The organism is Aliikangiella coralliicola, from assembly GCF_007004725.1.
Taxonomy (GTDB): Bacteria; Pseudomonadota; Gammaproteobacteria; order Enterobacterales; family Kangiellaceae; genus Aliikangiella; species Aliikangiella coralliicola.
The window spans coordinates 560040-575979 of record NZ_ML660164.1; the positions used below are offsets into that span (position 1 = coordinate 560040).

The following is a 15940-nucleotide window of genomic DNA, read 5'->3' on the forward strand; positions in this document are numbered from 1 at the left end:
CTAACCGGAAGCTCGATTAACTTGCCGATGGCGTCAACTGATCAGATTGTGTCGCTGAATAATCAAGCGGGTCAGGTGCTGGTTAATGCCAGACTGAAAGATTTGTCCAAGCATGAAAAAATAGCGGAGCAACGTGTCGCTAAGCAAAACTATCTGGCGGATGCGGAAACACAATCTTACCAGGTTGCTGACGCTTCACAGTTGTTGAAGTTCGCCGTTGCGGTGCCAGGCCAAACAGAATTAGTTGTGGCGACTCAGACAGCGAGCGGCTATGAAATTAGCCAGAACGCTCAAGTACTTGTTTCGCAAGCGGGCGCAGAAATTCGTCAGTTGACTTTCACCGGCACTGCGTTGGTTGCTGTTGAACGCTTAGACGGAAAAGACAATTTATTGATTGTTCGATTAATTGATGGCGCATGGTCTGCACCGCAGAAACATACTTTGTATGGTGAGTTGCAAGACGCCAATGGTAACTACTTGCTGGTTTCTTTCGGCAACTTGTTAAGTGCCTATTTTGTAAATGGCGACCAACTGATTGACTCGGTCGGGCATTTGTTTGAAGAGTCTATTCTTTCCGTGAGAATGTCTGGTAATAAAATTACGGTGTTGAGTCAATCGGGTATTCACTCGTTGCAGATAAATGCACAGAGTAATCAACTAGAACATCAAAATTTCTACGCACTAGCAGAAATAACCGGTGGTGTGGATAGCCGAGGAATTCTGGTCAATGGTAATCGAATCACTGTATGGGACGCAGAGTCGATTTATTTCTACGAAGAGCTACCAACCAATGAACTAGTTGAGTTAGGAAAAATTGCTAACCCTGGTGTTGTGCTTGACGCGGTTTCTGATGAAGAAATTAGCTGGTTGCAGATCGATGATAGACAGCTCGGCATTTACTGGCTGGCCTTGAATGAGCAAGCAATCGCCGGTTACCTGAATATTGGTAATTCTCGATTAGTTGTTGGCAACCAAAGCTATCATTTCTTATCGCAAGATAGGATTGTCACTCGCAATATTGTCTCCGAAGCAAGCGGGCAGACGCTGGCATTGTCAGTGAGTGAGAAAGCACATGGTTGGGAAATTTCCGGTGTTAATTCAATTAATACTTTGGGTAGAGAAACCATCAGCTTTAGTGATAGTCAGGCGAGAATAATCGGTTACGCTTATTTAGACGCTGATAAAAACACACTATTTATTGCACGAGACAGTGTTTCTGACCCAAGTTTAAATTACGTTGTTACAGAGCCGAATGGCGTAACCCACACCGGTAACTTTACCTTGAGCCTGGCCAATTCAACCAGCGTGGATTCTTTCGCGCCGGCAAATAACCAGACTTACACTAAAAATGCGCTGGTCCCTGTTGCCGTTAATTATGGTGTTGATGCAAGAGTTTCTGAGCAATCGGTGACCAGTAACGCAACTCAAATACCGTTAACGCAGTTTGCACAGAATGCGAACGGTTGGTTGCAATTGAGTGGAGATAGCGACAGTCAAACTGTTGCCCTGAATGTGAATCAGGCTGCAGTTGAGTCAAGTGATATCACGCTAATCGATAATAATTTCGAGCTGGGGCAGGTGAGTTTGATTGCACCAATTAATAACCAGCAGTTCACCGAAGGTGATTTACTTAATATCGATTACACTATCGTTGACGATAGCGGCGATAATTTCCAATATGCCGAAGTCACCTTGTTGGATTTCAATCAGAATGTCATCACTCGACACCTGGTAGATACAACTGCAGGTGAAGTTTCAATTCGACTTGCGGGACTCAACGAGCAAGATAACTATACCATCCGGGTCAGAGGCTACTATGGTGACAGTTATCGCTACAACGAAAAATCGGTGGGCATTCGAGTTGTGCCGAAAAACCGTGGTCTTGATGTTGAGCTTGAAGGTCTGGCGTCAAAAGTATTCTTAAATAGCACGTTAAGTTTGACCGCGAAGGTTGATGACTTGCCATTGACTGGCACCGTCACAATCGATGTCACGGATCAAAATAACAATGCAATTGTGAGCGGAAATGAAAAGGTCGAGTTTACTGTTCCTGATGTGGACAAACTGAAAGTTACTGCAACCGTTAAAGACGGCTTGGGTAACCAGGCAAGTAAAACCTTAGAGGCGCGAGTGATTAATCCGTTTACGTTGGTTGCTCACAACACGCAAATCGATTTTGACGCAGCGTTAGCGAATGTGAACGGTGGTTACTTTGCCAAGGCAAACAAATTATTCGACCAGGACAATAACCTGCTTAAAACTTTTGATGGCAATATTACGTCGATGACATACATTCATGATCGATTGTTAGTTGCCTTTGATAACGTGGGCTTGTTCTTTGTTGACCCGGAAAATGACTATCAAAAACTTGGTCAATATGATTTGAACCAAACCGTTGTTGATATGCTATTTGTTAAAGGCAAGTTGCTTGCTTTGACCGGCGATAACGATACTTATTTGTTTAATGTCATCGGTAACTCTCTGGAGTTAATTTCCAATACTGACGATCAGTCTACACTTCAAATTGGTTATGTCGAAGATGGTTTTGTCACCTTAACACAAGCCAGTTTAAATCTTTGGGATTGGAGTTTGACTCAATCGCAGAGGGTGTTTAATGGTTCTGGTTTAACTCGATTTGCCTATGAAAATGGACACTGGTATGTGAGCAACGAAACCGGTCAACTGACGGTGATCGAAAATGGTCGTCAACATCAAGTTGCCGGCGATATTTTTGCCGAAGCAATCCATGTTTTACCCGGTAAACTTATTTTATTAGGAAGCGAAACGACTTACGTGGTTGATAATCGTGACCTGTTCAATGTTGAGTTAGTCGCACGGATCAGCCAGGCTAACGGCGCAAAACTTTCCTTAAGTAAAATAACGAATGGCGTTCTCTGGTTAGCGGCTGGAAATGATCGCTTGCTTGAAGCGACCGATTCGCCGGTCAGCGAAATTTATACTTCGAGAAAACCAAAAGGTAATCACGTTGATATTGCGTCTAAGCGTGGATTAACGGTTTCAGCAGCGCAACACTATGGTGCAGTTTTACTCGCGCAAAATGTTGAAGCTGAGATGACGGAAACAGTCATTCCTCAACCTGCTTACACGGCGACAGTTAATCAGGTTGCTGTTCATCAGGATAGTTTCTATGTCGCTAATGCTGACTTCAAACGTATTGAAAAATACAACCGGTACGATTTTGTTTCGATAGACGGCGCAAGCACTCAGCCAACACCGCAAATTATCCTGCAAGGATATGCTTATACTGATTTTGCTGTTACACAGTCGCGAGTTTTCGCGGCCTTTGGTGACAAGTTATTTATTCGCGATTTGGACAATCAAATCACTGACGAACTTATCGTTTCTACCGGCGATGATATTCTTGAGGTAACTGCGTTTGGCGAAGAGTTAGTGGTTTCTACTAGCGGCGGTAGTGTTTTTGCGGTTCATGTTGGCAGCTTGCCGATTGATGAATTCGAAGTTGAAATTGATACGCTGTTCGCTGTGGGCAATCGAATTGATCACTTGGTCAATGCCGGTGATTACCTGGTTTATTCAATCGATAATGAGTTACACCGCTTCGAAATTGCCACCAGAGCGGATAGTGTGATTAATCTTGCGCAAGAAGTAACCGCCATTACCGTTAAGCAAAATCAAGTTTGGTTTGCGTCGGGCAATCAATTGCGTTCGATCCGGTTGTCTGATTCAAGTGTAACCGATTGGACTGCTTCTGAATTGATTCTGGAAGCTGACAGAGTGATTACTGCAATCGACGCTGATTATCAGCAGTTGTTACTTTCTCACGGCAGCGCGGGAACTCGTCTGTTAGAGACAGCGGCTGATGCAATATTGGCTGACGCTATTTTAGCAAGTCCGCTGAAGGGTACTGTGTATAATCAGGGTGAAACTATCGCACTGTCTCTGGATAATATTGATGGCGTTGTTGCGGTAGACTACTTTATCAATGGTAAAAAAGTGTCCAGCCGTCAACGGGCACCATTTAACGCAGACTTACTCGTTCCTGCAGAATTGCGTAATGGTAAAAACTTTGAAATCACTGCTCAAATTGCCGATATTTGGGGCAATCAGGTCAGCTCTTCTACCAGAACGGTATTGCTGCAAAGTGAAGATCTACCGGCGAATGGATTTACGGTAGAACTTGAGTTAGATGCGGTGAGTTATGTTCCAAAACCTTTGACCATCAGCGCCAAAATTCTTAACAGTGACCAGCCGATTCATCAGGTTGAGTTTTATGTTGCGCCACAGTCTGACGGCCCTTATGAACTGATTAGAAAACACTATGGTCCAATTTATGAAGTGACTCGCAACTTCTCCCAAGCCGATAGCGGCCAATACGTTAAAGCAAGAGCAATTGACGTTTATGGTAATTTTGTCGAAAGTGCGCCGGTACAAATTACCCGATTGCAGGATTTCTTTGCACCGAGCATTGATATGCAAATTGTTGGTGACGCCATTGCAGAAAACACCATGCCAAGTGGTCGTCCATACCAGATCATCGTTGAACTTGAAGATAGCGGCAGTGGTATTGATTATGCGCTGTTAAAACGCGGTGATACTTTAGTCTCTGCTTCTTTCGGCGAGCAAACATTAGTTTATGAAGAGCTGCAACCTCAGTTAGGCGACGTCTACCAATATACGCTTGAGGCTGTGGACAATGCTGGTAACCCAAGTGACGCCAATATTCAGGTCAGCATAGTTGAGGATACTAGGCCGCAAATTACTGAAGTGGTTGCACCGGCAGAGATTCTTGAACAAAGCCAATTTAATATTGAAGTCTCTGCGACAGATGATATTCGAATTAGTCAAATTCAAATTGAATGGCCGGGCGTGGTTGACTCTGAAAATGTTAATGCTAAGACGGGTAACTACCGTCGTTCAATTAACGATGTCAGAAGTGAAAGACTTACCACGGAAATTGTTAACAACTTACAAGTCAATGTGATTGACGATTCTGGTCAAACCGTATCGCAAGTTGTGCCAATTACAGTTAAACCTGATCAAGTGCCGTCAATTGATTTATTAACTATCGATGCGCCAACCTTTGGTATCTATGGTGATAATGCGCCTATTCGCTTAAGTGACGTTGATAAAGCCGATGATGGACTATTGAAAGATCTGACAATCGAATTACTCAATGTGACAGACAGTGATACCAGAGTAGAAGCTGTTTGTGGCGGAGTGAGAAGTTATTGCCGCTCAAATAATAACTTTGTTACTCGATTACCAAAAGTCGAATTGCCGGGCGACAAGGTTCGCTATCAATTGAAAGTGACTGACAAGCTAGGCCAATCAGATATCAGCGATGTGTTTGAAATTGAACTGACGCAGCGTCCAAATGAAATTCAGTACTTTAATAACGGCGACAGCACATTGAATCCGTCGGCGGTGCAATCCGGTATTGGCGGTGACTACGCGATTCAAGTTGTGGACGCAAGTAATCGTCCGGTTCCTGCGCAAAATATTCGATTTGCTTTAATCGACGCGGAACGTCAGCAGACGATCATTACACACGTGACAACTGATTCGTTGGGTGTTGCTAGCTTGAGTTGGGACGCTGCATTAATTACCGGACACTACACATTGAGCGCGTTTATTCCTCAATATCCGAGTGTTCCAGGCGCGAACCTTCGTGTTGAAGTATTACCGGGTCAGTCTTTCGCGGTTGAAGTTTCTCATATTGAGGCGTTACTTCCTGATGAAGTGTTTAATCTGAACCTTAAGGTGGTTGATGAAGCGGGTAACCTGGTTCACACGGAAAACAATCAGCCTATCGTAGTATCAATTGCCGATCCAAAGTTCCATTTTGGATTTGCGAGTAACGCGACAATTGAACCGCTTTACGACCAGGACAGTAATGCCATTGGCGAAAAAGCGACGCTGACATTCCAGAGCGGTAGAGCATCGATTGAAGTTTCTGCTTCAACTGAAGCTGGTAACTACAACATGCAGTTAAGCTATCCTCAGGGAGCGACTGAATTAGAAAATCGTTACGCGGTTAATCCAGAATCTGCGCCGGTTGTACAGTCGGAGATTCCATTAACTGTTGTTGCGGGAGAAGCTTACGGGTTTAGATTTGAGCAAGTCAGTCAGACTAATAATCCTCATGGAACGCCTGATGTGATTGAAGTCGGCGAGCAGGTAACACTGCGACTGAATCTGGTTGATTACTATGACAACCCAGCTTCGAAAATCACCTTAAACGATAGTGTTGTTGACGCTGACTTCAATGTTGATTTGAGTATCTCCGGCAGCGCGACAATCGATGCAACGCCGAGCAATGTGAGCTTGCCGATGGTGAAGGGTGTTGTCGAATTTGTGGTCACTGACGACGTGGTGGAAGAAACCCTTATTCGACTAGAAAACCAGGCGTCTACACTCGAGTTATTGACTGGTGAAGAAACGAGCATTCAGTTTAATAAATTGCCGCCGGCGATTATTAGTGCTGAGTTTGTTGAACAACATAATGATACGAATGTACCGCTTTCTCTGGTAGTCAACGAAGCGGTTAGCGATTCTGGTGTTGGTAATGACGTTATTAATGTTTCTCTAGATGGCACCGATGTTTCTGGTGATGTAGTGCTGGAATCTGATACTCAGATTATCTTCTATCCTGACGCGCCGTTTGAACTGAATCGTTGCTATCAATACGATACTCTGACTTCTAAATTAGTTGGCGTTGATGCCGGCGATAAAGTGTTGGCACGAAGCGTAGAAGCTTGTAGTTCGCACATTAATATTCCACAGCAAGCAACTCAGTTTGTGCTGGAAGGTACTCAAAACACATTGTCTGTGAACTTTGGCAATGGCATCGATCCTCAAGCGATTAGCAATGGAAGTTTGTTGATGGTTGTGCCGCTGTTGGATGATGTGACTCAAAACTTCAATTTCACTAATCTGGAGTTTTCAGCACCGACTCACACCGGTCTGTTGAACAGTGATGGTCAACCATTAGCTGATGCCACGGAAGTCACCGTGAAATTGAGTGGAGATCTATTAGCTGAAGAAGCTGCACTGAGAGTCGCCAACACTGTATCAATCAGAGTGCTACAAGCTGCCGGTGACTTCGACGGTGACGGGGTGACTAACTCAGTTGAATACGAACTAGGTCTGGATGCAACTAACTCTGATTCAGATGGTAACGGTACCAGTGATGGTCTTGAAGATGCCGATGGTGATGGCATCAATAATGCTGATGAGATTATTCTGGGAACCAATCCAAATAATATTGATTCTGATGGCGATGGAATTTCCGACGGTGATGAAGTGAATACCCATGGCACCAATCCTAATCAAAGAGATACTGATGGGGACGGAATTGATGATGATTTAGAGTTGGCATTTAACTCCGATCCGAATAACGCTAACAGTCGCAATATTGACGAGTCATTGGTGACCGGTATTAGCGTTTCGCCAACGGAAATTCTTTACAACATCAATACTAACACTGAAGAAATTCAGGTGACTGTAACCGCGACTCTCGACTATCAAGGAACTGCGCGAACAGTTGATGTCAGCAATCCTGATTTTTATGATTTGCTGTTCGATAGTTCTGATTTGGCTATTGCTCAACCGAGCTCAAGCGGATGGCAGGCACTTGCGCAAGGTACTGCGGTTCTATCTGTTGAATTTGCTTCTCATCAGGCGACTGCGAATTTGACTGTTGAAGGTGCTGCATCGGTTGGCCATGCGGAATGGAACAATGAAACTCAAGAATTCTCAGCGAATGTTATCGCCGAATCCCTGATTCTTCACGACAATGTCACAGTCATTGCCGGAGGCGTTTTCACTGTTGAAGGAGATATGTTGGTTGATGGTGTAGACAACTTCTTCAAGGTCAAAAAATTAATTGTTAACGGTAATCTGACTATCAGCGGCGGAGAGTTCGCTCAGTTGGCAGTGGGGGCAACGGAAGGTGTTTATATCGGTGGAGAGTTAATTATCCGCGATGCCGAATTGACAGTTCCTTCGGCCGATGTTGATAGTCAAACTGTTTACGAGTTGAATTTGAATGTTACAGGCAAAGTGACTGTTGAAAACGCAAATATTGTATTGGCCGGTAAAGGTTATCCTGATGGCTACGGTTTAAATTTTGTCCCTCGTCATAACCTCGGATGTCACAGTGGTTCTGGTTCATTAGGACAAAATGATCAATGTACCTATGGCGATTATCGATTGCCGGTAACGCCGGGAAGCGGTGGGGTTAACGTGAGCTTCTGCGAACGAGGTTTCTGTAGCGCAGGTGGTGGTGTCGTTTCGATTAATGCCCAATCACTAGAACTTAATAACGGAAACATTGACGCGAGCGGTCGCGACACAGGTGCAGGTGGTAGTGTGCTGATTGATGTTCAGCAGATTTCTGTACTTGGCAATGGCCGCATTATGGCTGACGGTGGAGAATCAGAATTCAGCGGGGGAGCAATGGCCGGTTCTGCAGGGCGAATTGCAGTTTATTACGACGAGTACACAACATCTTTGCCAGGTGAACCACCGATTGACTCGATACTTTATGCCCAAGGCGGTGATGCCAGAGTAGATACCGACAGTGGAAGACTCACACAAAAATCTGCCAGTGGAACGATATTTATTGCTCACAACAATAATGATCAGAACACAGTTTCAAATCGCTTGCTCGTGTCAAATCAACCTGACAGCTATAACTATTCAAATGAAACCACTCGGGTTGTATCTGTTGGGGTTCATTCGATAGTGAATGTCACAGGTTTGGCATCGGATAACTATCGAGTTGAAGTCGCTAATGATCCATGGATTGGTAATACAATCGCGAATGCAAATTCGTTGGTTGGCCAGTTTATTCGGTTTGATTTAAATGACGAAAGTGCAGCAACTTATCAAGTTATTGCTCAGGATTCGAATTCTTTGACAGTTAACTCTGCACAAGATTTAACACTTATTGCGACCGATAGTTTGCAAGGTGTGCATCACTTCAACACAATTGAAATTTTTGATACCAGTGTTGATTTTGGTGATGACCTGGTGATTGTTACCGACCTGGAAAACTCGGCACTACGACGTTTCGACCTTGAGCAGGAACTGTTTGCTATCGGATTAAGAGCTGGAAATGTCAACTCAGCCGTTGTTGATTGGGTAATGTCGAATGGCTATCGATTGGAATTATCGAGACCGTTAACCATTGCTGGAATTACACTAGAAAATAATCGTGGCGGAGAAGGTGACGGTGACGGCGGTTTGGAGCTACCACGTCAACTCTTGCCGAATGCATTGATCGAAGTTAGTGCCGGTGGAATTCCAACCATTGTTGCGCCGGAAATAACCATCAATGGCGACTTATCGCTAACTAACGGCTGGTTGGCGCTCAGTGCAAGCCAACCGATCCTCGTTACCGGTGATGTTAACTTAACCAATAACTCGGTCTTAACTGCGCCGGAAGCTGATCCGAATCGACAGTTGATCTTCCCACTGAAACTTCAGGTTCAGGGTAATGTTGTGATTGATCAAACCTCTGGCATTGACGTCACTGGTAAAGGTTACCCAGAAATTTATGGCGGTGATTCGTTTACAGCCTATACCAATATTGGTGTTCATGCAGCACAACCACTTGGGCAAGGTTACTCGAACGGAGGTGGTGGTGGACCTCATTTTGCAGTGGATGTCTCTGCTGCGACAAATGAGTCTGTCTCTGAAAATGACCAAACCAGTTATGGTAATTATCGTCGTGCACAGTTTGCTGGTAGTGGTGGACAATACCGCGATGGCTGTAGCGAATGCGACGCTCGACCACGAGACTTAAAATATTTCAGCGGCGGTGGTTTTGTTGAAATAGTCGCTAATAACATTCAGTTGGATGGACAAATTTTAGCGAATGCGAATCGTATTGAAACCGGTGATTATTTCCTCGGCGCAGCTGGTGGTGGAATCAATATCGAAGCGTCTGAACTGTCTGGTGCGGGAAGCATACAGGCCAAGGGTAACAGCGAGAATTATCCGAATGTTCTTGGTTCGGGCGGGCGCATCAGTATCAACGTTGAAACCAATAATGTTTTCACTGGCGAATTAAATACTGGAATTGTGCTATTTGCTGACGGACCACTCTTATCAACCAACGGGACAACTTTTGTTCGTAACGGACAGTCTCATGCGGGCAACTTGATTCTAGGTGGAATTAACACCGAAGGTGGTGGCGAAGGCGGAGAAGGTGGTGAAGGCGGCGAATTCGAAGGTGCGAATGGCATCACTAGCCCGATTGTTGTTCAAGCGGTTGGCAAACATTTGATTCAATCGATTAGCGCACAAGGTGGAAATCAATGGTTAGTTCAGGTCAATGGCGCGAACTGGCTTCCATCCGATGAAACGGGTAATGGATTTGCTGGGGTCTACGTCGACCTGACTGCAGATGATAGCGATGAAACGATTTACCGAATTGTGAGTAACACCGCTGATACATTGACTATTGAATCTGATGATGATTTATCTGGTTTGTCGTCAGGTGGTACTAACCTGGTCGGTGTTCACGTGTTCGACCAAATCCATTTGAATAATTTTGCTGAGATTGAATTTGGCGATGATCGATTAAAAGTAGAAGATCTTGCCCAATCGACTAGCGGTGGAAACGTGGTTATTCGAGTTGGCACCGCTTCATCAGAACTACTCAATTGGGCCGAGCAGAATAACGCACAAATTATCGCGAAGTTCTTAACGCTACCGGAAATAACGATTAACTCAGAATCTAAAACGGTGACTGCTGGAACCTTGACGGTAACTGGCGACGTCACCTTGGATGTTGAAGCGATACTCAACCTTAATGTGACTGAAAAAATCCTGATTCAAGGAAACCTGTCAGTTCTGGGGTCGTCACTACTTACCTCAACTGCGGCAAAACCATTGACGCTAGATATTGAGGTGCTTGGTGCCATATTTGTCGAGGCGAGTTCTAGCATCAGTGTAGATGGTCAGGGATATGCAGGAAGAACGAGTCATACCAATCCATCATCAGGGACTGGTTGTCATGCCGGATATTCAAGCCGAGGTAATTCAGAACCGTCTGAGTGTACGTATGGAAATTATCTCCGTGCAGTAAACCCCGGTAGTGGTAGCAACTATACCTCCTCAACAGCTGGAGGTGGTGTTCTTAGATTGAAGGCAAGCCAGGTCAATGTGGCCGGTACAATTTCGGCAGATGGCTCAACTTTCAATACATCTTCAAGCTTCTACTACGGCGGTGCCGGTGGAAGTGTCCATATAGAAACCGATGCTTTAACCGGTGCTGCAACGGGCGTTATTTCTGCTGTCGGCGGTGGAAACACTCGAAGTGCCAGTTATAATCGTGCGGGCGGCGGAAGAATAAGCCTCTACACACCAATCAATACTTTCGCCGGTAAACTCGCTACTGGCGCAGAAGGCTCTACTGCGGAGAATAGTTCTGGTGCCGGTTCTATTTTCATCGCCAGCGCTGCGGGGCAAAACGGCAATCTGATTTTTGACAATCAGGGGGCGAACAGCGTTCAGTGGGGGACACCAGTTGCGTCCGTTGGAACTGCTGAAATTGGTTGTGTCACCGAAGTCGAGTCGGGACTCTGGGAGTTGGGATTAGTTGGTAGCTGTAGCGGCTATTCCGGTCTTTTCGCAGGAACAATTACGCTTGAGCATGAACAAGGTTCAGTGTCGGCTGATAGTTACCCAATTGACCTTAATGAACAACAAGAACTCCGATTTGAATCTCTCGGTATCGATATGAGGCCACTTATGTATATTGTTCGTAGAGGACAAGAAGGTGATCTGGAAAACGCACTTTTCAATAACATTAGTCGGAATGGAGAGTGTGGGCCTGACGGAGATTCAGTTTTGGTTGCTGATTTGGAAGCGGGGAGTTATTCACTCGTCGTTACTCATGATTATAATGCGATGTCATGTTTTACAGATCGGGTTGCCTATGAAATAAAAGTAGGCAACGAAATTCAAGGACCAAGCTGGCAGGCGTCGACTCAAACTGGTGAAGGTATCGTCGGACGTTATATTGACCTTGATAAAGATGACGGGCAGGATACTTTCTATCAGGTTGAGTCAAATACCTTTGCAAGTTTTAGAGTGCGTACCAGTGACTCGCTCGGTAGCTATGTCGGAAAACAATTCGAAGGTGTTCATCTGCTTAATTCACTATCTGTGACTAACGGTGCGTCAGTTGATTTTGGAACCGACAGAGTGATTGTTACCGATGCAGATAACAGTGAATTTGATTCAAGCAGTCAAATTAAAATCGGAAAAGTGGGGGCTGCGCTCGCTGACAAAATGATCGCTAGCGGGGCTGAGGTTGAGTTTACCGGTGATCTAAGCGTTAGCTCACTGATCTTCGATGATGGCGAAACTCACAGGTTCTCGGCGAAAAATGTGCAAGTAAATGGGCCGCTCGCACTGGATAAAGATACTGTATTGGATTTCGCTGTAGAGGGTACTATATCGGTTAGCGGCGCAATCAGTTTAACTGACGGTTCGCAGATTACCATTTCACAATCAACCGATTCATCGGTTCCGTTGAAGGCATTGCGAATGGATACGCCAAACAGTGTCTACATTGATGCCACGTCGAGTATCGATGTTTCAGGTAAGGGCTACTTCAGTATTAGTTCAAATAAGACCGATGTGAATTATTCGGGGCGTAACGGTTGTCATGGTGGTAATCGAAGTGGCTCAACGCCCAGTTGTAGCTATGGTGATTATAAGCATGCCCAATATGCTGGGACTGCAGGCGCAAGATACAACGATAGTAGTAACGGTAACGGTGGCGGAATTATTCAGTTAAACGCCGGTTCGATGATTGTCGATGGATCGATTTTAGCGAATGGTTTCGCTGGAGTCTCTGGTGGTGCTGGTGGCAGTATTCACCTGGTGACGAGCAGTTTACAGGGCACAGGTAATATCCGTGCTAACGGTGGTTCCAAACTCAACGTGTCGAGCTCTTTCTATGCTGGTGGTGGCGGCAGAATTTCAGTTATCAGTGATAATGTCGACAACTTTACCGGTGAAATGTCGGCGAGTGGTGGTACTTATTCCACCAATAGCAGTGGCACCAATGTCGCCGGCTCAGGAACGGTATATATTCAAGCGGCCGGCGCCGAAACCGGCGATCTGATTGCCGATAACAATGGATTAACAGCTGCTAATGACAGCACGCCAATTTATTCCGATGCGCGGCGTGAGATTTTGTCCACTGAAGATCTCGGCAACGGCCAATGGCAATTAAACCTGGCTGAAGCTAATTCATTTAGTGCTATCAACGAAAATGCTAGCGTGACCGCAAGTGGTAATGGCTCTGTGGGTTATCACTATGTCACCATTACAGAGTCAATGAGCCTGGTTTTCGAAATAACGGCGGGCTCCTTCGATAGCGTGATTCACCTGTTTCGTGATGACGGTAATTTAACTGCCGATGATTTTATCGTCACAAATGATGATGGAGGAGCCGGAACACTGTCGAAAATCACCAGAACACTGGAAGCCGGAGATTATGTGTTAGCTGTCGGTGTTTATAGCTTTTCGACAAGTGAAGCGGTCAGCGGTAACAATAATGCACGAGCAGGAACTTATACCGTCAATATTTCGAGTGATAATGAAGTCTTGTCTCCATTGGTTGAAGGTGGTTTAGTTAGTTTGAATGCCGATGATACCAATGCCGCGCTTTATCAGGTAGTATCGCGCGACCTTAACAGTATCGTGATTGAGTCGTTGGATACGCTAAGCGGTGTTGAAGGACAATCTCTGGTTGGTGTCCATCGTTTTAAAACTTTGACGATTTCCAACGGGGCTAGCGTAGACTTCGGAGATGGACAGCAAAGAATTGATGAGCCGTAAACAGGTTGATTTTTGTACTGGTAGATAAAAGCATTTGTGGCGTTTTTACCAGTGGCTTCAAAACGTAACAGTCGTAATAAAGACTGAGTTTTTCAGGATTGAATTTAAGAAGATTGAAAACATGAAGATTGAAATTTTTAAGACCGAAATTATTAAGATTAGCATCAAGAAAACGAGCATTGAAATGAGAAATAAAATGGAAAAATTAATTCGCACCGCGTTAACGCTATTTGTCGCCAGCTTATTATTTGCCTGTGGCAGTTCTGAAGAAATTATTGCTAAGGTTGGTGATAAAGCAATCACAAAAAAGCAATTTGAAGCTTATCTACAGTTTAAACGGGTCAATAGCAAAGACGAAAAGCAAAGGGAAGCTCACCTGAAGCTCTACCTCGAAAGAGAAAAATTGACGGCCGCAATCGAAAAAAGTAAAGCACTCGATGACGCACTAATGCAGGCGGAATTAGAAGAGTTTAAAAAAGAGATGCTAATTAGCCGTTACTTTGAAAAGCATTTACGCGACAAGGTTTCTGATGACGCTATTCGAAGTTATTACGCGAGCAATAGTGGAAACTACGAATCCAAAAAAGCGAAGGTTGCCCACATCTTGATTCGCACCGAACAGAAAATGAGCGAAACCGAAAGGACTGCGCGTTACACCAGGGCTGCAGAAGCTTACAGTCAGTTAACTTCTGGTAAAGACTTTGCAGAAATAGCCAAGCAATATTCGGAAGATTCCGTGTCGGTTAAAAAGGGTGGCGTAATTGGTTGGATAAACCAAGGGGCAATTGATCCTTTGTTTTCTAAAAAAGTATTTGAAGAAATGAAAAAAGATCAAGTCAGCGAACCATTTCAAACATCATTTGGTTACCACATCGTCAAGTTGCTGGAAGAGCCCGCTGTGGTGAAAAAGCCGCTGGAATCTGTGAAAGGTGATATTCGTTATCAATTACGACAAAAAGTCAGACAAGCCGAAACCGAGCGCCTAATGGAGACAACTTCATTAACTATGCTCGAAAAGAAACAGTAGAACGGATTGATTAATGAATTTTTCAAGTAGGCGCGGTATGAATTTTTCGCTGTTGAGCAAAGCAGGGGCTACCCTCGTGTTAAGCCTGGCTTTATTGTCATGTGGACAAAACGAGGAGCAGCCGGAGAATAAAGCTCAGAAAAATAGTGATAATTCGGTGGTGGCGAGTCATTTAAATCAAAATGAAAATGCGATTGTCAAAGTGGGCGATCAAATTATTACTCAGGATGATCTTGATGCGGCAATTCTTCGCACTGTTGGTGAACTGGGAGCGTTTCAACTCGATCAGGAAGGGCGCTCTAAGGTTTTGGAAAGTATTGTTCTTAGTACCATTATGGCGCAAAAACAAATGGATGCCTTATCAGTTGAAGAAAAGCAGCAAGTTGAAATTCAAGTTAAAGCATACCGAAATGAATTACTCGCGAAAAAATATTTAAAAGAAAATATTTCATCATTGCCGGTAACCAATGAAATGGTGAAAAACTATTACGAAAAACATCCCGAGAAATTCGGTGGGAAAACCATTAAAACCTATGAAGTAATTAAGGGACTAACCAAGTTAGAGGGCGATGTGCGTAAGAAGTTGCTGGCGGAAATTAACCGAGTTGGTGCTAGCAAAAATTGGCAAGGCGAAGTTGAAAAGTTAAAGCGGCAAGGGTATCAAATTACCTATGCGCGCGCAGCGCATACCGATAAATCGCTGAACAAACAGATCGATATTATTTTGGCAGGGTTGGAGTTAAACGAAGTATCCAGTGTGCATTATCTGGATGGCATGCCGATGATTTTTAAAGTCGTTGAGAGTAGAACAGTCGAGCCGAAACCTTTGTCTCAAGTACGTACAGAAATTCGCAAGGCATTGGCACCATTACAATTAAAAAAAGCAGTTCGTCAGATTTCAGACGAGCTGCTTAAGCAGGCAAATATTGAATATATTGAGCCAGCGGAAACCCAATAAATCGGGGTTTGTAGGTTGGGTAGAAGAATGAAACCCAACAATGGTCGGATTAAAACGATTTTAATAGTTAATAACGAATAACAATTTGAACAAAACGAATTAGCAGCTAG

Annotated in this window: 3 protein-coding genes (1 of these 3 running past the window's edge); all 3 read left to right on the top strand. The window is 44.4% G+C overall.

Annotation, left to right across the window (positions count from 1 at the left end):
- A protein-coding gene (locus tag FLL46_RS13430) for an Ig-like domain-containing protein (protein WP_142894168.1) crosses the window boundary here: on the top strand, window positions 1–13845 show its end. Its footprint begins 25212 nt before the window's first position; only the last 13845 of its 39057 coding nucleotides appear in the window; the start codon falls outside the window, past its left edge; it ends in the stop codon at window positions 13843–13845.
- A 121-nt stretch (window positions 13846–13966) separates the two neighbouring features.
- Complete coding sequence (locus FLL46_RS13435) at window positions 13967–14872, top strand: peptidylprolyl isomerase (protein WP_210418695.1); 906 nt, start codon at window positions 13967–13969, stop codon at window positions 14870–14872.
- Window positions 14873–14885: 13 nt separating this feature from the next.
- Complete coding sequence (locus tag FLL46_RS13440; protein ID WP_142894170.1) at window positions 14886–15830, top strand: peptidylprolyl isomerase; 945 nt, start codon at window positions 14886–14888, stop codon at window positions 15828–15830.
- Window positions 15831–15940: the final 110 nt, after the last annotated feature.

Coding starts and splice junctions, on each gene's coding strand:
- FLL46_RS13435 (WP_210418695.1), top strand. CDS start 13,967: ATGAAGATTGAAATTTTTAAGACCGAAATTATTAAGATTAGCATCAAG.
- FLL46_RS13440 (WP_142894170.1), top strand. CDS start 14,886: ATGAATTTTTCAAGTAGGCGCGGTATGAATTTTTCGCTGTTGAGCAAA.